General features: G+C 71.6%; 22 protein-coding genes and 1 pseudogene. 15 read left to right on the top strand and 8 right to left on the bottom strand.

Translation table 11 applies throughout. The features are described 5' to 3' along the window. Positions 1 to 10 precede the first annotated feature (10 nt). The 4 genes and pseudogenes from ACIPPS_RS15745 to ACIPPS_RS15730 all read left to right on the top strand — a co-directional run. On the top strand, positions 11 to 1291 hold the full coding sequence (locus tag ACIPPS_RS15745) for an amidohydrolase family protein (protein ID WP_401431561.1): 1281 nt from the start codon (positions 11 to 13) through the stop codon (positions 1289 to 1291). Beyond that, positions 1291 to 2514, top strand: coding sequence for an amidohydrolase family protein (locus tag ACIPPS_RS15740; protein WP_401431558.1), 1224 nt, complete (start codon positions 1291 to 1293; stop codon positions 2512 to 2514). The genes ACIPPS_RS15745 and ACIPPS_RS15740 overlap by 1 nt, the downstream gene beginning before the upstream one ends. Before the next feature lie 24 nt (positions 2515 to 2538). Further along, the gene (locus ACIPPS_RS15735) at positions 2539 to 3252 is read left to right on the top strand and encodes a VIT family protein (protein ID WP_401431556.1); all 714 of its coding nucleotides are present in this window, start codon (positions 2539 to 2541) and stop codon (positions 3250 to 3252) included. 63 nt (positions 3253 to 3315) lie between these two features. Then, positions 3316 to 3654: pseudogene (locus ACIPPS_RS15730) on the top strand (zinc-binding dehydrogenase); the annotation flags it as partial. A 59-nt stretch (positions 3655 to 3713) separates the two neighbouring features. Here ACIPPS_RS15730 and ACIPPS_RS15725 read toward each other — a convergent pair. Both ACIPPS_RS15725 and ACIPPS_RS15720 read right to left on the bottom strand, forming a co-directional pair. Next, positions 3714 to 5036, bottom strand: a complete 1323-nt coding sequence (locus tag ACIPPS_RS15725) for a CoA transferase (RefSeq protein WP_401431554.1) — start codon at positions 5034 to 5036, stop codon at positions 3714 to 3716. A 234-nt stretch (positions 5037 to 5270) separates the two neighbouring features. After that, on the bottom strand, positions 5271 to 6809 hold the full coding sequence (locus tag ACIPPS_RS15720; RefSeq protein WP_401431551.1) for a S8 family peptidase: 1539 nt from the start codon (positions 6807 to 6809) through the stop codon (positions 5271 to 5273). Positions 6810 to 7093: 284 nt separating this feature from the next. Between ACIPPS_RS15720 and ACIPPS_RS15715 the strand changes: the two genes are divergently transcribed. From ACIPPS_RS15715 to moaA, 3 genes are all read left to right on the top strand, one after another. Further along, a complete protein-coding gene (locus ACIPPS_RS15715; RefSeq protein WP_401431548.1) occupies positions 7094 to 7471 on the top strand; it encodes a DUF485 domain-containing protein in 378 nt (125 codons plus the stop codon). Beyond that, positions 7468 to 9096: a cation acetate symporter gene (locus tag ACIPPS_RS15710; RefSeq protein ID WP_401431545.1), complete on the top strand. Its 1629-nt coding sequence runs from the start codon at positions 7468 to 7470 to the stop codon at positions 9094 to 9096. The genes ACIPPS_RS15715 and ACIPPS_RS15710 overlap by 4 nt, the downstream gene beginning before the upstream one ends. A gap of 172 nt (positions 9097 to 9268) precedes the next feature. Then, positions 9269 to 10258 (top strand): GTP 3',8-cyclase MoaA, encoded by a 990-nt coding sequence (moaA, locus tag ACIPPS_RS15705; protein WP_401431543.1) that lies wholly within the window; start codon positions 9269 to 9271, stop codon positions 10256 to 10258. Here moaA and ACIPPS_RS15700 read toward each other — a convergent pair. Next, positions 10241 to 10519, bottom strand: coding sequence for a hypothetical protein (locus ACIPPS_RS15700; protein ID WP_401431540.1), 279 nt, complete (start codon positions 10517 to 10519; stop codon positions 10241 to 10243). The genes moaA and ACIPPS_RS15700 overlap by 18 nt on opposite strands. Before the next feature lie 181 nt (positions 10520 to 10700). Continuing rightward, positions 10701 to 11045, bottom strand: coding sequence for a DUF3099 domain-containing protein (locus tag ACIPPS_RS15695; protein ID WP_401431537.1), 345 nt, complete (start codon positions 11043 to 11045; stop codon positions 10701 to 10703). A 180-nt stretch (positions 11046 to 11225) separates the two neighbouring features. Between ACIPPS_RS15695 and ACIPPS_RS15690 the strand changes: the two genes are divergently transcribed. Further along, entirely contained in the window at positions 11226 to 11501 is a 276-nt protein-coding gene (locus ACIPPS_RS15690; RefSeq protein ID WP_401433066.1) for a GlsB/YeaQ/YmgE family stress response membrane protein, read from the top strand. Between the two features lie 123 nt (positions 11502 to 11624). Here ACIPPS_RS15690 and tyrS read toward each other — a convergent pair whose 3' ends face one another. Genes tyrS through ACIPPS_RS15675 form a run of 3 tightly spaced genes read right to left on the bottom strand, consistent with a single transcriptional unit; the run spans position 11625 to position 15853 of the window. Then, on the bottom strand, positions 11625 to 12896 hold the full coding sequence (gene tyrS / locus ACIPPS_RS15685; protein ID WP_401431534.1) for a tyrosine--tRNA ligase: 1272 nt from the start codon (positions 12894 to 12896) through the stop codon (positions 11625 to 11627). Between the two features lie 54 nt (positions 12897 to 12950). After that, positions 12951 to 14345, bottom strand: a complete 1395-nt coding sequence (locus tag ACIPPS_RS15680) for a metallopeptidase TldD-related protein (RefSeq protein WP_401431532.1) — start codon at positions 14343 to 14345, stop codon at positions 12951 to 12953. After that, positions 14342 to 15853 (bottom strand): TldD/PmbA family protein, encoded by a 1512-nt coding sequence (locus ACIPPS_RS15675; RefSeq protein WP_401433063.1) that lies wholly within the window; start codon positions 15851 to 15853, stop codon positions 14342 to 14344. The genes ACIPPS_RS15680 and ACIPPS_RS15675 overlap by 4 nt, the downstream gene beginning before the upstream one ends. A gap of 214 nt (positions 15854 to 16067) precedes the next feature. Between ACIPPS_RS15675 and fabG the strand changes: the two genes are divergently transcribed. From fabG to ACIPPS_RS15660, 3 genes are all read left to right on the top strand, one after another. Next, positions 16068 to 16787, top strand: a complete 720-nt coding sequence (gene fabG, locus ACIPPS_RS15670) for a 3-oxoacyl-[acyl-carrier-protein] reductase (protein ID WP_401431530.1) — start codon at positions 16068 to 16070, stop codon at positions 16785 to 16787. Between the two features lie 4 nt (positions 16788 to 16791). Continuing rightward, positions 16792 to 17568, top strand: coding sequence for an enoyl-ACP reductase FabI (gene fabI, locus ACIPPS_RS15665; RefSeq protein WP_401431527.1), 777 nt, complete (start codon positions 16792 to 16794; stop codon positions 17566 to 17568). A gap of 162 nt (positions 17569 to 17730) precedes the next feature. Then, positions 17731 to 18129 (top strand): hypothetical protein, encoded by a 399-nt coding sequence (locus ACIPPS_RS15660; protein WP_401431525.1) that lies wholly within the window; start codon positions 17731 to 17733, stop codon positions 18127 to 18129. Here ACIPPS_RS15660 and ACIPPS_RS15655 read toward each other — a convergent pair. Next, positions 18080 to 18787 (bottom strand): FadR/GntR family transcriptional regulator, encoded by a 708-nt coding sequence (locus ACIPPS_RS15655; RefSeq protein WP_401431522.1) that lies wholly within the window; start codon positions 18785 to 18787, stop codon positions 18080 to 18082. The genes ACIPPS_RS15660 and ACIPPS_RS15655 overlap by 50 nt on opposite strands. A 74-nt stretch (positions 18788 to 18861) precedes the next feature. On the opposite strand from ACIPPS_RS15655, the gene ACIPPS_RS15650 reads away from it, so the two are divergent. The 4 genes from ACIPPS_RS15650 (at position 18862) to ACIPPS_RS15635 (ending at position 21306) form a co-directional block, all read left to right on the top strand. Then, the gene (locus tag ACIPPS_RS15650) at positions 18862 to 20175 is read left to right on the top strand and encodes a CynX/NimT family MFS transporter (protein WP_401431519.1); all 1314 of its coding nucleotides are present in this window, start codon (positions 18862 to 18864) and stop codon (positions 20173 to 20175) included. A 17-nt stretch (positions 20176 to 20192) separates the two neighbouring features. Continuing rightward, on the top strand, positions 20193 to 20309 hold the full coding sequence (locus ACIPPS_RS15645; protein ID WP_261992078.1) for an SGM_5486 family transporter-associated protein: 117 nt from the start codon (positions 20193 to 20195) through the stop codon (positions 20307 to 20309). 171 nt (positions 20310 to 20480) lie between these two features. Continuing rightward, positions 20481 to 20687 carry a hypothetical protein gene (locus tag ACIPPS_RS15640; protein ID WP_401431517.1) on the top strand — a complete coding sequence of 69 codons (207 nt, stop codon included), beginning with the start codon at positions 20481 to 20483 and terminating at the stop codon, positions 20685 to 20687. Between the two features lie 67 nt (positions 20688 to 20754). Then, a complete protein-coding gene (locus ACIPPS_RS15635; RefSeq protein WP_401431514.1) occupies positions 20755 to 21306 on the top strand; it encodes a SixA phosphatase family protein in 552 nt (183 codons plus the stop codon). Positions 21307 to 21519: the final 213 nt, after the last annotated feature.

Here is a 21519-nt window from a genome sequence, read left to right as displayed (position 1 = left end):
GGGGCACGCCATGAGCCATGAAGATCCGTATCTGATCATCTCCTCCGACTGTCACGCCGGTCTGCCCACCGAGCGCTACCGGCCCTATCTCGACTCCCGCTTCCACCGGGACTTCGACGACTTCCTCGCCGGGCGCGAGGCCCGCCGCGCGGCGATGACCCGGCTCGGGGTGCGCAACGAGGCCTTCGCGAACAAGTGGTTCAGCGACAACGAGGAGGGGCTGCGGGGCGGCTGGGACGCCGCCCAGCGGCTCAAGGAGCTGGACGGCGACGGGGTCGCGGCCGAGGTGGTCTTCCCCGACGCGGACGCCGTCGACAGCCAGACCGCGGCGCCCTTCGGGGTCGGCCTCGGGCTCTCCGGCGACCAGGACCCGGAACTCGGCATGGCGGGCGCGCAGGCGCACAACCGCTGGCTCGCCGAGTTCGTCGGACAGAACCCCGAACGGCACTGCGGGGTGGCGCTGCTGCCGATCACGGCCGAGCCCGCGCAGGTGGTCGCCGAGATCCACCGGGCCAAGGAGTCCGGGCTCGGTGCGCTGATGATCCCGTCGATGTGGGTGGACAAGGAGCCGTACCACGACCGGCGGTACGACCCGATCTGGGCGGCCGCCGCCGAGGCGGGGATGCCGCTCGTCACCCACTCGGGCGCGGCGCCGCGCGAGGAGTACGGCGACCATCTCGGCATCTACGTCAGCGAGGTGACCTGGTGGCCGGCCCGGCCGCTGTGGTTCCTGCTGTGGTCCGGGGTCTTCGAGCGCCACCCGGGGCTGAGGTTCGGGGTCGCCGAGTCCGGCTGCTGGTGGCTGCCGAACCTGCTCTGGTTCATGGACCGGCTCTACCTCGGCGCCCACGGCGGCAAGAAGCTGTCCCCGTTCGCTGAGCTGAAGCGCCCGCCGAGCGAGTACCTGGACCGCCAGGTCTTCGTCTGCGCCACCAACACCAAGCGGCGGGAGCTGGCGCAGCGGTACGAGATCGGCGTGGACAACATCCTGTGGGGCTCGGACTTCCCGCACCCCGAGGGGACCTGGCCGAACACGCGCGCGTGGTTGCGGAACACCTTCCACGACATCCCGGTGGAGGAGACGCGGCGGATGCTGGGCCTCGCGGCGGCGGAGGTCTTCGGCTTCGACGTCGAGGCGCTGGCCCCCCTCGCCCGCCGCATCGGCCCCACCCCGGCCGACCTCGGCCAGTCGCCCGACCAGGAGGCCGTGGAGGCCTCCTGGGCCCGCTCCCGCGAGGTGGGACGCCACTGGCTCACGGACCACGACTTCCCCACCCTGGGGGTGAGCTGATGGACCGCTACACCGTCATCTCGGCGGACTGCCACGCGGGCGCCGACCTCCTCGACTACAAGCCGTACCTGGAGAAGAAGCACCACGACGCCTTCGACGCCTGGGCGGCCGGCTACGTCAACCCGTACGAGGACCTGCTCGCCGACACCGCCGACCGCAACTGGAACTCCGGGCGCAGGGTGCGCGAACTGGAGGCGGACGGCATCGTCGCCGAGGTCGTCTTCCCCAACACCATCCCGCCGTTCTTCCCTTCGGCGTCCCTCATGGCGCCCGCGCCGACGCGCGAGGAGTACGAGCAGCGGTGGGCGGGGCTGCGCGCGCACAACCGCTGGCTCGCGGAGTTCTGCGCGGACGCGCCCGGCCGCCGCGCCGGCGTCGCGCAGATCCTGCTCAACGACGTCGACGAGGCCGTGCGGGAGATCCGCCGGACCAAGGCGGCCGGCCTCACCGGCGGCATCCTCCTGCCCGGGGCCCCGCCGGGCAGCGGGATCCCCGAGCTGTACGCGCAGGTGTACGACCCGATCTGGGCGGTCTGCGCGGAGCTGGACGTCCCGGTCAACCACCACGGCGGCTCCGCCTCGCCACCGCTCGGCGACGAACCGGCGGCGCGGGCGGTGTTCATGGTGGAGACGACCTGGTTCTCGCACCGGGCGCTGTGGCACCTGGTGTTCGGCGGCGCGTTCCGCCGTCACCCGGAACTGAAGCTGGTCCTGACCGAACAGGGCTCGGGCTGGATCCCGGGGGTGATGGACATGCTGGACTACTACCACGCGAGGCTGGTCGCGGCGGCCTCGCGGGCGGCCACGGCGGAGTCCAAGTTCGGGGCGGGCCTCGCGGAGTCGATGGGCAAGGGGCCCAGCGAGGTCTGGCGCGACAACTGCTTCGTCGGCGCGAGCTTCATGCGCCCGCACGAGGTGCCGCTACGCGACCGGATCGGCCTCGACAAGATCATGTGGGGCAGCGACTACCCGCACGACGAGGGCACCACGCCGTACTCCCGCGAAGGCCTCCGCATCGCCTACGCGGGGCTGCCGAGGGAGGAGGTCGCGGCGATGGTCGGCGCGAACGCGGCCCGCGTCTACGGCTTCGACCTGCCGTTCCTGGACACCCTGGCGGCCGTGCACGGCCCGACCGTCGAGGAGATCGCCGAGCCCCTGAAGGAGGTCCCGGCGGGCGCCACCAGCCCGGCGTTCGCCCCGGGCGGGTCGGTCCGGGTCTGGTGACGGACCGGGTGAGACCCTCCCGTGGTGACTGACACGTCCACCCACGACGAGGCCCACGGCGGCGGCCTCGGCGCCCGCCTCAACTGGCTCCGGGCCGCCGTGCTCGGGGCCAACGACGGCATCGTGTCCACCGCCGGCCTCGTCGTCGGCGTGGCCGGCGCGACGGAGTCGCGCTCCGCGCTGCTGACCGCCGGCCTGGCGGGCCTGCTCGCCGGTTCGATGTCGATGGCGGCGGGCGAGTACGTCTCGGTCTCCACCCAACGGGACTCCGAGAAGGCGGCCCTCGCCCAGGAACGGCGCGAACTCCGCGAGGACCCCGAGGCGGAGCTGGTGGAGCTGACGGAGCTGCTCTCCGCTCGCGGCCTCACCCCTGACGTCGCCCGCGAGGCCGCCGAACAACTCACCGCCCGCGACGCCCTGCGCGCCCACGCGCGCGTGGAACTGGGCATCGACCCCGACGCGCTCACCAACCCCTGGCACGCGGCGGCCGCGAGCTTCCTCGCCTTCACCGCAGGCGCCCTGCTCCCCCTCCTCGCGATCGTCCTCCCACCCACGTCGACCCGCCTCTGGATCACGGTCGCCTCGGTCCTGACGGCCCTCACCCTCACCGGCTGGTCCAGCGCCCGCCTGGGCGCGGCCCCACCCACCCGAGCAATCCTCCGCACGGTCTCCGGCGGCGCACTGGCGATGGCGGTGACCTACGGGGCGGGCTCGCTGCTGGGAGCGGCGGGGGTGTGAACCGGCGGGTGACCGTCCGGACCGCGAGCAGCAGGCCCGAGGGCGCCGGGCGGGTCTTCCGGGGGCCAGGGCGCCCACGCCGTCATCGAGGCCGTCGGCACCGAGCAGTCGATGCGCACCGCCGTCGCCGTCGCCCGCGACGGCGGCTCCATCGGGTACGTCGGCGTCCCGCACGGCAGCGGTACGGGACTCGACCTCTCCGTCATGTTCGACCGGAACATCGCCCTGCGCGGCGGCGTCGCCCCGGTCCGGGCCTACATCCCCGAGCTGCTCCCGGACGTCCTCTCCGGCCGCCTCGACCCGTCCCCGGTCTTCGACCTGACCGTCGACCTCGACGGCGTCCCGGCCGGGTACACGGCGATGGACCAGCGCACCGCCCTGAAGGTCCTGGTCAAGCCGTAGCCGTAGCCGTAGCTGGACCCGTAGCCGTAGCCGTAGCCGTAGCCTTCCGCCGGTCCGCCTCAGTCGGCGAGCCACCCCGGCTCGTCCCCGCCCTGGACACCCGGCGGGCGGGTCCAGCCGGCCGGGCCCCCGTCGAACGCGACGGGCGACAGCGCGTGCCGCAGCAGGCCCAGCGGGCCGGGCGTCCGCGTGAGGTGGCGCTCCGGGTCGTAGCGGGGGAGCGTGTGCGTCAGCCAGTGGCCGGTCCGCGCCAGGGCCAGGCGTACGAGACGGGTGCCGCCCTCCCGGTCCTGCTCGGTCAGGGCGCGCAGCACCGCGGCCGCGAGCAGGTAGCCCGTGCCGTGGTCCAGGGCCTGTGCGGGCAGCGCGCCCGGCTCGTCCGAGGAGCCCTCGGTCACCGCGATCCCGGTCGCCACCTGCACCAGGCTGTCGAAGCCGCGCCGCTCGCCCCAGGGCCCGCGGTCGCCCCACGCCGAGAGGCGGGCGATCACCAGACCGGGACGGTGCAGGTCGAAGCGGTCCAGGGCGCCCGGACGGTAGCCGGTCACCAGGACGTCGGCCGCGTCCAGGAGCTCCTCGAAGGCCCGCCGGTCCGAGGGGCTGTCCAGGTCGAGCGCGGTGGTCCGCTTGCCGATGTCCGTGTCCGCGTGCTGGTCGGGCAGTTCGGGGTTGGCCGGCGGGTCGATCCGCAGCACGTCCGCGCCGAGCAGCGCGAGCGTCCGGGTCCCGACCGGTCCCGCGATGACCCGGGTCAGGTCCAGGACCCGCAGCGGACGGCCCGCGCGCCCCCTCGGCGCCGCGTCGTCGAGCCGCTCCCGCGCCACCAGCGGCAGCGCCGCCACCTCCCGGCCCTGCGCGTGCGCCGCCCACTCCTGCGGGGTCCGCAGGGCGACCGCCAGGCCCCCCGCCCCGTACACCGCCGTCTCGACGTCCACGGCCCGTCGCTCGGCGATCGCCGCCGCCACGGCCTCCACCGAGTCCGACGCGCCGGGCGTCCCGAGTGCCGACAGCAGCGCCGCCCGGTGGTGCGGGTAGTTGGCGTGCGTACGGACCCAGCCGTCCGAGGACCGCCAGAAGCGGGAGAGCGGCGCGAAGGCGACCGGCGCCCGGCCGTCGACCCGGAGGTGACGCTCACTCACGAAAGCGGTGGCGACCGCCCCGTCGTCCACCCGGACGCGCCCCGGCAGCCCCCCGCGCTCCACCGCGGCGAGCCCCGCGACCGCGACCGTCGCCCGCGCCAGGTCCATCACCGGCAGCCGGGCCGGCAGCAGCCCCGAAGGCCCCCCGTACGCCACCCGGTCGACCAGCGCGGGATCGCCGCCCAGGGCCGCCCACAACAACTCCGTACCCGTACGCACCGTGGTGTCCGTCAGTTCGTCCATCCGCGCATGATGGCACTCCGTGCCACACGAACGGGCCGCCGCGACGCGCAAGCGCGTCGCCACACGAACGGGCCGCCGCGACGCGCAAACGCGTCGCCACACGAACGGGCCGCCGCGACACACACCCGGCCCCACGCCCCACGAACAGGCCGCCGCGACACACCCGTCGCCACGCGAAAGGGCCCCGCCACGACGCACACGCGTCGCACCGGGGCCCCTCGTCGTGCGCGATGCCTAGCGGCGGACCGCGTCCAGCGCGTCCACGAGACCGGTCCCGTAGAAGCCGTTCTTGCCCTTGCCGCCCTCGCAGACGGCGTCGACGGTGCCGTCACCGTCGATGTCGTACGGGTTGGTGCAGGCGCGGTCGTCGGCCTGCGCGTACAGCATGGCCTTGAGCTGGGCCGGGCTCGCCTTCGGGTGCGTCGACTTCAGCAGCGCGAGCACACCGGCGGCGTGCGGCGAGGCCATCGACGTACCGGCCTTGTAGTTGTAGCCGCCGTTGACCGTGGTCGACAGGATGCGGCCGTTGATCGCCGGGGCCTCCGGGGTCTGGTACTCGGTGCGGTCGCCGCCGGGCGCCGCGATGTCGACGACACCGAGACCGTAGTTGGAGTACGAGGCCTTCAGGTCCTTGGCGCCCGTCGCCGACACGGTGACCACGCCCGGCAGCATCGCCGGGTAGTCGAGGCACTTCTTCGGGTCGACGACCCGGCTCACCGGCGTGGTGTCGTTGGGGCTGGTGGCGTCCGTGAGCTCGTCCGCCGCCAGGTCCATGTCGGAGTTGCCGGCCGCCGCGACGTTGACCGTGCCCTTGTGCTCGGCGTAGTTCGTCGCACGGGTGACGGCCTCGAGCAGGGCCTTCTGGTCGGCGTCGTTCTTGCAGGCGAACAGCCACGGGTCGGTGTAGTAGCTGTTGTTGGTGATCTCGACGCCGTGCTCGGCCGCCCACACGAAGCCGCAGACGACGGCCTCCGTGTAGAAGAAGCCGTCGGTCGTGGACACCTTGATGCCCGAGACCTTCACGCCCGGCGCGACACCGGTGATGCCGAGGCCGTTCTTGGCGGCGGCGATCGTGCCGGCGACGTGCGTGCCGTGGTCGCTCTCGCCCGCCTGCGGACGCCACGAGCCGGGGGTGATGTCCGGCTTGCCGGTCACGCAGTTGGCCGAGGCGCGCGCGTCGAAGTTCGGCGCCAGGTCCGGGTGGGTGTCGTCGACACCGGTGTCGATGACGCCGACCGTGACCTTGCTGCTGCCGAGAGTCCGCTTGTGGGCCTTGTCCGCCTTGATGGCGGGCAGGTCCCACTGGAGCGGCTCGAGCGCGTCCTGGCCGTCCGTGGCGCTGGCCGCGGCGGCCGTGGCCTCGGCCGCGGTCAGCGACTGGCTGCCCTCGCCGATCGAGGTGTCCCTCTGGACGGAGAGCGGGGCGGTGCGCGTCGCACCGGCCGACACCACGCCGTACGCCTTGCGGATCGTCTTCGCGAACTCGGGGTTCTGCGAGTGGACGACTATCACACCTATCTGGTCATAGGAGATGACCACCGTGCCGCCGGCCTTGGCGATCGCCTTCTTCACCGAGGCGGCCGTCCCGCGGCCCGCGCCCACATTGACGACGTACGACAGCTTGGGGGCGCTCGTCGAGACGGCGGCCTTCGCCGGGGCTTCGCTCAGTTCGGCGGCGGACGCGCCCGCCGGGAGGAAGCCGAGCGAGGCCGTCAACGCGAGACCGACAGGCAGAGCGAGTACTCGGCCGCGTCCCGATCCCAGATGAGCCATGGGTTCTCCACATCATCCGTATGTACTGCCCGTACGCCGTTTGCGTACAGGCAGGTGCATGACGAGTGAAGTTATCGCTGATCTTCCCGCTCCATCAATGAGTTGAGAGGAGTTGATGTGGATCCGGAGGAATATCCAGGAAGAAAACCACCCCCGGTGAACCGCTTCGCCGTGCGCGCCGTGCCGTTGTGCAGGGGAGGCGCTCCGGTCGGAGCTCCGTCACCCCACCCCCAGTGAGGCCCCTTTTGTCCATGCCCACCGCATCCGCGCCCCAAGGAGACTCCGTGGTCACCGAAGCACCGCCGCCGCCGTCGACGGGCGGCCACGACCCAGCCGCCGGCCCCGTCCAGCCCACGACCGAGGCCTTCGTCGCGGTGCAGGAGAGCGCGGAGTTCGGCGAACTGCGCCGCACCTACCGCTCCTTCGCCTTTCCCCTGACGGTCGCCTTCATCGCCTGGTACCTGCTCTACGTGCTGCTCTCCAACTACGCGGGCGGCTTCATGGGCACCAAGCTCTTCGGCAACATCAACGTGGCGCTCGTCCTCGGTCTCGGCCAGTTCGCCACCACCTTCCTCATCGCCTGGCTCTACTCCCGCCACGCGGCCGACCGTCTCGACCCGAAGGCCGAGGCCATCAAGAACCGGATGGAGGCCGACGCGTGAACAGCACCACCCTCCTGCTGGCGGCGGACAGCGCGACCACCGAGCACCGGCCGCTGATCATCGCCCTCTTCGGGGCCTTCGTCGTCGCCACGCTCGTCATCACCGTCTGGGCCGGCCGCCAGACCAAGAGCGCCGCCGACTTCTACGCCGGCGGCCGCCAGTTCACCGGCTTCCAGAACGGCCTCGCGATCTCCGGCGACTACATGTCCGCCGCGTCCTTCCTCGGTATCGCCGGCGCCATCGCGCTCTTCGGCTACGACGGCTTCCTGTACTCGATCGGCTTCCTGGTCGCCTGGCTGGTGGCCCTGCTCCTGGTCGCCGAGCCGCTGCGCAACTCCGGCCGGTTCACCATGGGCGACGTCCTCGCCTACCGGATGCGCCAGCGCCCGGTCCGTACCGCCGCCGGCACCTCCACGATCGTCGTCTCGATCTTCTACCTGCTGGCGCAGATGGCCGGCGCGGGCGTGCTCGTCTCGCTGCTCCTCGGCATCACCAGCGACGGCGGCAAGGTCGCCATCGTGGCCCTGGTCGGCATCCTGATGATCGTGTACGTCACCATCGGCGGCATGAAGGGCACCACCTGGGTGCAGATGGTCAAGGCCGTCCTGCTCATCGCGGGCACGCTCCTGATCACCTTCCTCATCCTGCTGAAGTTCAACTTCAACCTCTCCGACCTGCTCGGCGCGGCCGCCACCAACAGCGGCAAGGGCCAGGCCTTCTTGGAGCCCGGCCTCAAGTACGGGGCCACCGGGATCTCGAAGCTGGACTTCCTCTCGCTCGGCATCGCGCTCGTCCTCGGCACGGCCGGCCTGCCGCACATCCTGATCCGCTTCTACACGGTGCCGACCGCCAAGGCCGCCCGTAAGTCGGTCAACTGGGCCATCGGCATCATCGGCGCCTTCTACCTGATGACGATCGTCCTCGGCTTCGGCGCCGCCGCCCTGCTGAAGAACAGCGACATCATCGCCTCGAACAAGGCGGGCAACACCGCCGCCCCGCTCGCGGCCCTGGAGATCGGCGGCGGTGCCGGCTCGACCGGCGGCGCGATCCTGCTCGCGGTGATCTCCGCCGTCGCCTTCGCCACCATCCTCGCGGTGGTCGCCGGACTCACCCTGGCGTCGTCGTCCTCCTTCGCCCACGACATCTACGCCAACGTCATCCGGCGCGGGAAGGCCACCGAGAAGGAGGAGGTCCGCGCGGCGCGCTGGGCCACCGTCCTCATCGGTGTCGTCTCCATCGCCCTCGGCGCGCTCGCCCGCGACCTCAACGTCGCCGGCCTGGTCGCCCTGGCCTTCGCGGTCGCCGCCTCCGCCAACCTGCCGACGATCCTCTACAGCCTGTTCTGGAAGCGCTTCACCACCCAGGGCGCGCTCTGGTCGATCTACGGCGGTCTGATCTCCTCGGTCGTCCTGGTGCTCTTCTCGCCGGTCGTCTCCGGCAAGCCCACCTCGATGTTCAAGACCGTCGACTTCTACTGGTTCCCGCTGGAGAACCCGGGCATCGTCTCCATCCCGCTGGGCTTCCTGCTCGGCTGGCTCGGCTCGCTCCTGTCCAAGGAGGAGCCGGACAAGGGCAAGTACGCCGAGCTCGAGGTCAAGTCCCTCACCGGCGTCGGGGCGCACTGAACCGCCCTCGGGCGTCACCCTTCGTGACCTCTCGTGACCACGCGTCGGCCGCGTCGTAGAGACCTACGACGCGGCCGACGCGGTCCTCGTTCCAATCGGCCCCTGCTGGTTGTCGGTGGTCTCGCGTAGGCTCGGCTGTACACATCACCGAACGAGCGGGAGGGGGCCCACAGTGCTCATCGACACCTATGGCCGGGTGGCCACCGACCTTCGCGTCTCGCTCACCGACCGGTGCAATCTGCGGTGCACGTACTGCATGCCGGAAGAGGGCCTGCAGTGGCTGGCCAAGCCCGATCTGCTGACCGACGACGAGATCGTCCGGCTGGTACGGATCGCGGTCACCGACCTCGGCGTCACCGAAGTCCGCTTCACCGGCGGCGAACCGCTGCTCCGTCCCGGCCTCGTCGGGATCGTCGAGCGCTGCGCCGCGCTCGAGCCCCGCCCCCGGATGTCCCTGACGACGAACGGCATCGGACTCAAGCGCACCGCCGCCGCGCTGAAGGCCGCCGGCCTGGACCGGGTCAACGTCTCGCTCGACACCCTGCGGCCCGAGGTCTTCAAGACCCTGACCCGCCGCGACCGCCACCACGACGTGATCGACGGCATGGCCGCCGCCCGCGACGCCGGGCTCACCCCGGTGAAGGTCAACGCGGTCCTCATGCCCGGACTCAACGACGACGAGGCCCCCGATCTGCTGGCCTGGGCCGTGGAGAACGGCTACGAACTGCGGTTCATCGAGCAGATGCCGCTGGACGCCCAGCACGGCTGGAAGCGCGACGGCATGATCACCGCCGGGGACATCCTGGAGTCGCTGCGCACCCGCTTCACGCTGACGCCCGAGGGCACGGACGAGCGCGGCTCGGCTCCCGCCGAGCGCTGGCTCGTGGACGGCGGGCCGCAGACCGTGGGCGTCATCGCCTCCGTCACCCGACCGTTCTGCCGGGCCTGCGACCGGACCCGGCTGACCGCCGACGGCCAGGTGCGCACGTGTCTGTTCGCCACCGAGGAGACCGACCTGCGGGCGGCGCTGCGCTCGGACGCGCCGGACGCGGAGATCGCCCGGATCTGGAAGATCGCGATGTGGGGCAAGAAGGCCGGCTCGGGCCTGGACGACCCGAGCTTCCTCCAGCCGGACCGCCCGATGTCAGCTATCGGCGGCTGAGTCCCCGGGCGGCGTATCGGCCGGGGCGTCGGGGGACTCCCACTCCGCGAGCGGGACGACGTCCTTGAGGAACCCCCGCACCCCCAGGAACTGGGAGAGGTGCTCGCGGTGCTCCGCGCAGGCGAGCCAGGTCTTGCGCCGCTCCGGCGTGTGCAGCTTGGGGTTGTTCCAGGCCAGCACCCACACGGCAGCGGCGCGGCAGCCCTTGGCGGAGCAGATCGGCGTCTCGATCGGGGTCTCGTCACTCACCGGATTGATCACGCGATCATTGTCCAACAATGGCGATGCCGAGCAGCCACGGGGGGAGCTGCCCGGCATCGGTCCGTCGCTCCGACGGGGGATGCGGAGCGCGTAGGAAGTATGTCACGGGGAATGGGGTGCGGTGCACCGGAACTTCATGATTGATCTGAGCTTTTCCTGAGCTTTTAGGTCGCCCCGATGATCAACTCTGACCGGGCGGACGCTCCGTACGCGGTTCCGTCGGAACGTCTCCGGTGGGGAGCTCCGGCCGGGTCGGCCCGGGTACGTACGTCGAGGGCAGGGACGGCGGCTTCTCCCGTCCCGCGTTGGCGATGACGACGGCGACATAGGGGAGCAGCGCACCCAGTACGAGCGCCGCGATGGAGACGTGCCGCTCCACGTTCCACAGCAGGATCGCGGCGATGACGGCCAGCGTCCGCACCGTCATCGAGATCACGTACCGCCGTTCCCGGCCGCGCACGTCCTCGGCGAGGCCCTGCCGGGCCCCGGTGATTCGGAAGACCTCGGGTCCGCCATGCTTCCGCATCACATTCCACCACCAGCGTCCACGCCGGACTCTCCCCGGTCCGGACCTGTCTCCACGGTACGCCTGACGTCGCAGGACGAGGCGGCCGGGGCTCGTATGGATCCGTCCGACATGCGTCGTATGGCAGATGCGATGAGACTGGGCGCACATGCGCAGATTGCGCCGCATCAGGAGGCGAGCATGAGTTGGTTGTGGGCAATCATCGTGGGCTTCGTGCTCGGTCTGATCGCCAAGGCGATCATTCCCGGCAAGCAGCAGATCCCGCTATGGCTGACGACGATCTTCGGCATTCTCGGCAGCATTCTCGGCAATGCTGTCGCGGGCTGGATCGGTGTCGAGGACACCAAGGGCATCGACTGGATCCGCCACCTGCTCCAACTCGTCGGCGCGGTCGTCGTGGTGGGCTTGGGCGACATGCTGTGGACGTCGATCCGCAGCAACAGACAACGGGCCTGACCCGGGCCACGCACCGGGCCTGACCCGGAGCGCGGCGGAGGCCGGTACGCATCCGCGCGTACCGGCCTCCACCGTTTCGTCACCCCGAGGACATCACCCGAGGACATCGCTCCTCCGAAGGCGTCAGCCCGCGGCGCCGACCTCGATCGCCGCCAGGTTCTTCTTGCCCCGGCGCAGTACCAGCCAGCGGCCGTGCAGCAGCTCGTCCGCCGCCACCTCGGCGTCCTCGGCGGTCACCTTCACGTTGTTCACGTAGGCCCCGCCCTCCTTCACCGTCCGGCGCGCCGCCGACCTGCTCGGCGCCAGGCCGACCTCGGTGAACAGGTCCACGACCTGCCCGAGCTCGGCCACCCGCGCGTGCGGCAGCTCGGAGAGCGCCGCCGCCAGCGTCGCCTCGTCCAGCTCGCCCAGGTCGCCCTGCCCGAACAGCGCCTTCGAGGCGTTGATGACGGCCGCGCACTGATCGGCGCCGTGCACCAGCGTCGTCAGCTCCTCGGCGAGCGCCCGCTGAGCGGTCCGCGCCTGCGGCCGCTCGGCGGTGAGCTGCTCCAGCTCCTCCAGCTCCGCGCGGGACTTGAAGGACAGGATCCGCATGTACGTGGAGATGTCCCGGTCGTCCACGTTCAGCCAGAACTGGTAGAACGCGTACGGCGTCGTCATCTCCGCGTCGAGCCAGACGGCCCCGCCCTCGGTCTTGCCGAACTTGGTGCCGTCGGCCTTCACCATCAGCGGCGTCGCCAGCGCGTGGGCGTGCGCCCCCGGCTCCAGCTTGTGGATCAGGTCGAGCCCGGCCACCAGGTTGCCCCACTGGTCGGAGCCGCCCTGCTGCAGCGTGCAGCCGTACCGCCGGTACAGCTCCAGGAAGTCCATGCCCTGGAGCAGCTGGTAGCTGAACTCGGTGTAGCTGATGCCCTGCTCGGACTCCAGGCGCCGGGCCACGGAGTCCTTGGTCAGCATCTTGTTGACCCGGAAGTGCTTGCCGATGTCCCGCAGGAACTCGATCGCCGACAGGCCCGCGGTCCAGTCCAGGTTGTTCACCATGACCGCCGCGTTCTCCCCCTCGAAGGAGAGGAAGGGCTCGATCTGGCTCCGCAGCCGGTTCACCCAGTTCGCGACCGTCTCCGGGTCGTTCAGGGTGCGCTCGGCCGTCGGGCGCGGGTCACCGATCTGGCCGGTGGCACCGCCGACCAGCGCCAGCGGCCGGTGACCGGCCTGCTGGAGCCGGCGCACGGTGAGCACCTGGACCAGGTGACCGACGTGGAGACTGGCCGCGGTCGGGTCGAAGCCGCAATAGAACGTGACGGGACCGTCCGCGAGAGCCTTGCGCAGTGCGTCCTCGTCGGTGGACTGGGCGAACAGCCCGCGCCACTTCAGCTCGTCGACGATGTCCGTCACGATCTTCGGTCTCCTTGGTTGATGGTCGTCACGCCGTGACTCAGTCTATGGGGGTCAGACACCCTTGCTGACCGAGCTCATGTTGAAGTCCGGCACCCGCAGCGCCGGCATCGCGGCCCGGGTGAACCAGTCGCTCCACTCGCGCGGCAGCGTCTTCTCGGTCCGGCCCGCCTCCGAGGCCCGCGACAGCAGGTCCACCGGCGACTCGTTGAACCGGAAGTTGTTCACCTCGCCCACCACCTCGCCGTTCTCCACGAGGTAGACGCCGTCCCGGGTCAGGCCGGTCAGCAGCAGCGTCGCCGGGTCGACCTCGCGGATGTACCAGAGGCAGGTGAGCAGCAGCCCGCGCCCGGTGGCGGCGACCATGTCCTCCAGGGACTGCTCCCCGCCGCCCTCCAGGATCAGGTTCCCCGCGCCGGGCGCCAACGGCAGGCGCGTGAGCGCGGCGGTGTGCCGGGTGGTGATGAGGCGCTCCAGTCTGCCCTCGCGCATCCAGTCGGTCCGGGCGAGCGGCAGACCGTTGTCGAAGACGGACGAGTCGTCGCCCGAGGAGTGCGCGATCACGAACGGCGCCGACTCGAGCCCCGGCTCGTTCGGGTCGCTGCGCAGCGTCAGCGGCAGCGGGGAGAGCGTCTCGCCCATCCGCGTCCCGCCGCCCGGCTTCGAGAAGACCGTCCGGCCCTCCACCGCGTCCCGCGCCGCCGAGGACCACAGCTGGTAGATCAGCAGGTCGGCGACCGCCGTCGGCGGCAGCAGCGTCTCGTACCGCCCGGCCGGCAGCTCGATCCTGCGCTCCGCCCAGCCGAGGCGCTTCGCCAGGTCGGCGTCGAGCGCCGCCGGGTCGACGTCCTTGAAGTCCCGGGTGGAGCGCCCGGCCCACGCGGACCGCGAGCGGTCAGGGGACTTGGCGTTGAGCTCCAGCGTGCCGTTCGGCTGGTCGTGCCGCAGCCGCAGCCCCGTCGACGTACCCAGGTAGGTCGAGGTCAGCTCGTGGTTGGCGAAGCCGTACAGCTCGCGGCCGCCGGCCCGGGCGCGGGCGAAGGCCTCGCCGAGCGCGGGCGCGAAGTCCGTGAAGACGGCGGAGCCGGTCTCGTTCGGCGCGTCCATGAAGTCGGGGGAGGAGTCGACGCCCTCGACCAGGGGTTGCGCGTCCTCGGCGGGCCCGGCGGCCCGGGCGGCGGCCTCCGCCGCCCGCACCAGGGGCTCCAGGTCGTCCGCGGTCACCGCCGAGCGCGAGACGACACCGGACGCGGTGCCCTGGGCGCCGTCCACGGTGGCGACGACGGTGAGCGTACGGCCGCGGGTGACGCCGTTGGTCGTGAGCGCGTTGCCCGCCCAGCGCAGGTTCGCGGAGGACTCCTCGTCCGCGATGACGACACAGCCGTCGGCCCGGGACAGTTCGAGCGCCCGCTCGACGATCTCGTACGGCTTGGTGGAACGCGCGCTCATCGACCGGCCTCCTGCGTGGTGTTCAAGATGTTGACGCCCCGGAACAGGGCGGACGGGCAGCCGTGGGAGACCGCGGCGACCTGGCCCGGCTGGGCCTTGCCGCAGTTGAACGCGCCGCCCAGGACGTACGTCTGCGGGCCGCCGACCTTCTCCATCGAGCCCCAGAAGTCGGTCGTCGTCGCCTGGTACGCGACGTCCCGCAGTTGGCCGGCCAGCCGGCCGTTCTCGATGCGGAAGAACCGCTGCCCGGTGAACTGGAAGTTGTACCGCTGCATGTCGATCGACCACGAGCGGTCGCCGACCACGTAGATCCCGCGCTCGACGCCGCCGATCAGGTCCTCCGTGGAGAGGCCGCCCGGGTCCGGCTGGAGCGAGACGTTCGCCATCCGCTGCACCGGCACGTGCCCCGGGGAGTCGGCGAAGGCGCAGCCGTTCGACCGGCCGAGGCCCGTCAGCTTCGCGATCCGCCGGTCCAGCTGGTAGCCGACGAGCGTGCCGTCCTTCACCAGGTCCCAGCTCTGCGCCTCGACGCCCTCGTCGTCGTACCCGATCGTCGCGAGGCCGTGCTCGGCGGTGCGGTCACCCGTCACGTTCATGATCGACGAGCCGTACGCCAGCTTCCCCAGCTGGTCGAAGGTGGCGAACGAGGTCCCCGCGTACGCCGCCTCGTACCCCAGCGCCCGGTCGAGCTCCGTGGCGTGGCCGATCGACTCGTGGATCGTCAGCCAGAGGTTCGACGGGTCGACCACCAGGTCGTACGTCCCCGCCTGCACGCTCGGTGCCCGCATCTTCTCGGCGAGCAGCCCCGGGATCTGCTCCAGCTCGGCGTCCCAGTCCCAGCCGGTGCCGGTCAGATACTCCCAGCCCCGCCCGACCGGTGGCGCGATCGTCCGCATCGAGTCGAACTCGCCCGTCGTCCCGTCCACCGCGACCGCCGTGAGCTGCGGGTGCAGCCGGACCCGCTGCTGCGTGGTGACGGTGCCGGCGGTGTCGGCGTAGAACTTGTTCTCCTGGACGGTCATCAGCGAGGCGTCCACGTGCGCCACGCCGTCCGCCCGCAGCAGCCGCTCGCTCCAGTCGGCGAGCAGCGCGCTCTTCTCGGCGCCCGGGATGTCGAAGGGGTTGATCTCGTACGCGGAGATCCAGGTCCGCTCCGCGTGCGCCGGCTCCTCGGCCAGCTCCACGACCTCCTGCGAGCCCGCCGCGGCGATCACCTTCGCCGACAGCTTGGCCATGGCGACGGCCTGCGAGGCGACCCGAGCCGCCCCGTCCATGGTCAGGTCCACCCCGGAGGCGAACCCCCACGCCCCGCCGTGCACCACGCGCACCGCGTAGCCGAGGTCGGTGGTGTCCGAGGAACCCGAGGGCTTGGCGTCCCGCAGGCGCCACGTGGCGCTGCGCACCCGCTCCAGCCGGAAGTCCGCGTGGTCGGAGCCGAGGGCACGCGCGCGGGCGAGCGCCGCGTCGGCGAGCGCCCGCAGCGGCAGCGCCGTGAAGGCCGCGTCGATGGAATGGGTCCCAGATGGCACAGCTGTCTCCTGTCGTATGAGACCGGTCGCCCCCGATCATGTCGCGCTTGGGGCCGCCACGCCCAGAGCTTTATGTAGGGACCCGACAGTGACATTCGTACGCCACTGTCAGGGGGCGATCCTTCGTGGCAGAGAGCGGACCGATAGGTTTTTGGTATCCAGACCGTTGTTGAAAGATCGAAAGGGTGATCTGTTGAGCCGCTCGGTTCTCGTCACCGGAGGCAACCGGGGCATCGGCCTCGCCATCGCCCGCGCGTTCGCCGAGGCCGGCGACAAGGTCGCGATCACGTACCGGTCCGGTGAGCCACCGGCCGCCCTCACCGAGTTGGGCGTCCTCGCCGTCAGGTGCGACATCACCGACGGCGAGCAGGTGGAGCAGGCGTACAAGGAGATCGAGGAGAAGCACGGCCCGGTGGAGGTCCTGGTGGCGAACGCCGGGGTCACCAAGGACCAGCTCCTGATGCGCATGAGCGAGGAGGACTTCACCACCGTCCTCGACACCAACCTGACCGGCACCTTCCGGGTCGTCAAGCGTGCCAACCGCGGCATGCTGCGGGCCAAGAAGGGCCGCGTCGTCCTGATCTCCTCGGTCGTCGGTCTCCTCGGCTCGGCGGGGCAGGCGAACTACGCCGCCTCCAAGGCCGGCCTGGTCGGCTTCGCGCGCTCCCTGGCCCGTGAGCTGGGCTCGCGCAACATCACGTTCAATGTCGTCGCCCCCGGTTTCGTCGACACCGACATGACCGCGGTGCTGACCGAGGAGCAGCGCGCGGGCATCGTGTCCCAGGTGCCGCTGGGCCGCTACGCGCAGCCCGGTGAGATCGCCGCAGCGGTGAAGTTCCTCGCCTCCGACGACGCCTCGTACATCACTGGAGCCGTCATCCCGGTTGACGGCGGATTGGGCATGGGTCACTGATCACATGAGCGGAATCCTCGAAGGCAAGCGCATCCTGATCACCGGTGTGCTGATGGAGTCCTCCATCGCCTTCCACACCGCGAAGCTGGCCCAGGAGCAGGGCGCGGAGATCATCCTCACCGCGTGGCCGCGTCCGACGCTGACCGAGCGCATCGCCAAGAAGCTGCCCGAGCCCGGCAAGGTCAAGGTCCTGGAGCTGGACGTCTCCAACGACGAGCACCTCGCGCGTCTGGAGGGCCAGGTCCGCGAGCACCTCGGTGACCGGCTGGACGGCATCGTCCACTCCATCGGCTTCGCCCCGCAGGACGCGCTCGGCGGCAACTTCCTGAACACGCCGTTCGAGTCCGTGGCCACCGCCATGCACATCTCGGCCTTCTCGCTGAAGTCCCTGACGATGGCGCTGCTGCCGCTGATGAACGAGGGCGGCTCGGTCGTCGGCCTCACCTTCGACGCGCAGTTCGCCTGGCCGCAGTACGACTGGATGGGCCCGGCCAAGGCCGCCCTGGAGGCCACCAACCGCTACATGGCGCGTGACCTGGGCAAGCGGAACATCCGCTGCAACCTGATCTCGGCGGGCCCGCTCGGTTCGATGGCCGCGAAGTCGATCCCCGGCTTCTCCGACCTGGCCTCCGTCTGGGACACCCGTTCCCCGCTCGCGTGGGACCTCGCCGACCCGGAGCCGACCGGCCGTGGCGTCGTCGCACTGCTGTCCGACTGGTTCCCGAAGACGACGGGCGAGATCGTCCACGTCGACGGCGGCCTGCACGCGATCGGCGCGTAAGCACTCACCCGTACGGCGGTACGAAAGGCCGGGTCGCCCCTGTCAGGGGGCGCCCGGCCTTCGTCGTACCCATGGCCCGGCGCCCGAGTCGAAAAGTACCGCGAACCACCCCAGACTGGGCAGAGCGTGACGTCCGGCTGCTGACGGGGAGGAGGTACGGGCATGCGCGTGCCGCATCGCAGGGCCGCGGCTCTCGCCTCGGCCGCCGCACTCCTCGCCGGGTTCGCCGTCGCCGCGGAGGTACGTGCCGCGCCCGCCCCGGCGGAGGAGTCGCCGGCGCCGGTGACCCGGGACGACGAGAACTTCGGGGCCTCCTGCCGCACGGTCGTCGAGGGCTCCCGCGTCACCGCCCACTGCCAGAACCCGTTCCCCACGACCGACAGCGTCCGGCTGCACGTCGAGTGCGCGCGCTGGTGGGACGTGGACACCGACAGCGCTCCCGTCGACGTCGGCCCGACCGCCTACGCCGAGCTCACCGGCCGCTGCTGGAAGGAGGTCCGCTCCGCCTGGCTCACGCACCAGCCGGTCGAAGGGCCCCCGTCACCGGCCCCAGGTCCCTGAGGCACATGAACGGATAGCCGGCCGCCTCCGCCGCCGCCGTCTCCGCGTCCCCCGACCGGATCGCCTCCACCAGGCGCGCGTGGTCCATGTGGTGTTCCGGCCGCAGCTCCTGGCCCACGTCGTCGCGCAGCCACTGCCGGAGCACATGGCCGAGGTCGGCGTAGAGCTCCGTCAGCACCTCGTTGTGCGAGGCGACCACCACTCCGTGGTGGAAGGCGCCGTCCGCCATCACGAACCGCTCGGCGTCGCCCGAGGACCAGGCCTCCTCGCGCCCCGCCAGCAGGGCGTCCAGCTGCTTCAGGTCACGGTCGGTGCGCCGGTGCGCCGCGAGCCCGGCCGCCGAGGACTCCAGCGTGGAGCGCAGCTCCGCGATGTGCCGGGGGTCGGAGTCGGCGAACCGGCGGTGCATGACCCCGGCCAGCTCGCTGGTCGCGACCACGTAGGTCCCCGAGCCCTGCCGGATGTCCAGCAGGCCGTTGTGGGCGAGCGCCCGTACGGCCTCGCGCACGGTGTTGCGGGCCACGCCCAGCTGCTCGACCAGTTCCGGTTCGGTCGGGATCCGCGTGCCGACCGGCCATTCGCCGGAGGTGATCTGGTTCCGGAGCTCGGTGATCACCTGATCGGAGAGCCCGGAACGCCGGGGAGAGCCGAGCGCCATGGAGCACCTTCCCTTTCGTTCCTGATTGGTTCCGGATTGGACAACCAATCATCCCATGATTCTATGATGGCGCCATGCATGACGAGCCGAAGACCCTCCACCCCGCCGCGCCCCCGGCCCGTACTTCCGCCTCCGGCACGGCCGCCACCACCGCGGATTCTCCCGCACCGGACCGGCCGGCCCTGTGGGTGACCCGGCTCGTCGTCGTCGGCCTCGTCCTCGCCGCGATCAACCTCCGCCCCGCCATCACCAGCCTCGGCTCCCTCCTCGAAGAGGTCCGCGACGGGCTCCACATGAGCGGCAGCGTGGCAGGCGTCCTCACCTCCGTGCCCCCGCTCTGCTTCGCGATCTTCGGCATCACGGCCCCCCGCCTCGCCCGCCGCTTCGGCCCCTCCGCCGTCGTCTGCGCCGGCATGGCGGCGATCTTCGCGGGTCTCGCGATCCGCCCCTTCGCCTCCGGCACCGCCGGGTTCCTCGCCGCCAGCGCCCTCGCCCTGATGGGCATCGCCGTCAGCAACGTCCTCATGCCCGTCATCGTCAAGCGGTACTTCCCCGGCCGCGTGGGCACCATGACCGGGCTCTACTCGATGGCGCTCGCCCTCGGCACCTCCCTGGCCGCCGCCGCGACCGTGCCCATGACCGAGGCGCTCGGTGGCAGTTGGCGCACCGGGCTCGGCGTCTGGGCCGCCCTCGCCGCCCTGGCGGTCCTGCCGTGGATCCCGCTCGTCCGCGACCGCGGGACCGCGGCGACGGCGGCCGACGCTGCCCCGCCGGCGCGGACCGCCGCCCCGGACTCCGCGAGCGCCCCGCTCCGGATCACCCGCAGCCGCACCGCGTGGGCCCTCGGCGCCTTCTTCGGCCTCCAGGCCACCGGCGCGTACATCACCATGGGCTGGATGCCGCAGATCTTCCGCGACGCCGGCGTCCCCGCCGGCACGGCCGGTGTGCTGCTCGCCGTCACGATGGTCATGGGCGTCCCGCTCGCCTTCGTCATCCCCGGCCTCGCGACCCGGCTCAGGACCCAGGGGCCGATCGTCATCGCCCTGGGCCTCTGCGGCCTCGTCGGCTACAGCGGCCTCTACCTCGCCCCGGCCGGCGGTGCCTGGGCCTGGGCGCTGCTCCTCGGCGTCTCCAACTGCGCCTTCCCGCTCGCGCTCACCATGATCGGGCTGCGCTCCCGCACCGGCGCCGGCGTCGTCCGGCTCTCCGCCTTCGCGCAGAGCGTCGGCTACCTCATCTCCATCCCCGGCCCGCTCCTGGTCGGCGTCCTGTACCAGCACAGCGGCGGCTGGGGACTGCCCATCGCGCTGATGGCGGGTCTCATGATCCCGCAGATGATCATCGGCACCCTCGCCGGACGGGCCCGGACCGTCGAGGACGAATGCTGAGATGCGAGACTGTCCCCATGCCAGTGCTCGACCCGAATCCCCAGAACGGCCAGAAGAAGCTCCTGCTCGTGCTCGGCGCGATGCTCGGAATCTCGGTCGTGATCGCCGTCATCGCCACGATCGCCTCACCGTGATCGCCCGACTGCCCGGCTCGTGGTGGGGTTAACCCCTCCATCCCCTAGGGGGTGAGTGTCAGGGTGAAGTAGGTGGATCACCGGATGGGCCCGGCGCCCGTCGCTCCGTAGCGTGAGGACATCGCCGCAGTCACCCGCCTGCGGACGTCGTCCCGACCCCCGGAGGCGGCCATGTCGGCCCGTACGCACACCCGGACCCCGTCCCCGTCCGTCGGCGGCGTCGACACCCGCCTTCCCTGGTGGGCGCTGGTCCTGCCGGTGGCCGCGTTCGTCGCCCTCTTCCTGCTCATAGCGGGACCCGGCGGGCCCCCGGCCGGTCCCGGCGACCCCACGGTCGGCCGGCTCCTGGAGCAGATCCAGCAGTCGCTGCCCCGCTGACCCCGCCCGCCCGCGCCCGGCCCAACACCCTGCGCCCGGCGGCCCGTTTCATGGGAAGCTGGAGCCCATGAGCGTCGCAGCGAATTCCGGGGAGACACCCCCCGGACCCCCCGAACCCCGCAGGATCGTGCTGCTCCGGCATGCCAAGGCCGACTGGCCCCAGGTGTCCGACCACGAGCGACCGCTCGCCGAGCGCGGCCGCACGGACGCCCCCGTGGCCGGCCGCAAGCTGGCCGACACCGGGATCGCCTTCGATCTGGCCCTCTGCTCGACCGCCGCCAGAACGCGGGAGACCTGGAAACTGGCCGTGCACGAGCTGCCGCACCGCCCCAGGACCGTGTACGAGGAGCGGCTCTACGAAGCCTCGCTCGGCGAGCTGATCGCGCTGCTCAACGAGGTCCCCGACGAGGTGCGGTCCGTCGTCGTCATCGGCCACAACCCGGGCATGCACGCGCTCTCCGACGCCCTCGCGGGCTCGGCCGAGGGCGACGCGCTGACCCGGATGAACCGGGGCGGCTTCCCTACCGCCGCCTTCTCGGTCCTCTCCTTCGACGGTTCCTGGAAGTCCTTGGAGCACGGCGCCGGCACCCTCGTCGACTACTGGGCGCCGCACGACTGACCCCTCGCTCCGCGAACCCCCGCCAACGCGCCGGAAGGCCCGGGCACCCTCCGGTGACCGGGCCTCCTGCCGCGAGCTCCTGCCGGGAGCCCCCGCCGCGAGCTCCTGCCGGGGGCTCCCGCCGCGAGTTCCTGCCGGGAGCCCCCCGCCGCGAGTTCCTGCCGCACGCCCGCGCCGTGAGCTGCCTCCGTAACGCCCCTGCCGTAGAACCCA

Origin of the sequence: Streptomyces sp. NPDC090127 (assembly GCF_044746945.1) — a bacterium.
GTDB lineage: Bacteria > Actinomycetota > Actinomycetes > Streptomycetales > Streptomycetaceae > Streptomyces.
The sequence above is the reverse complement of the archived record's forward strand: the minus strand, read 5'-3'. Positions and strand labels throughout refer to the sequence as shown.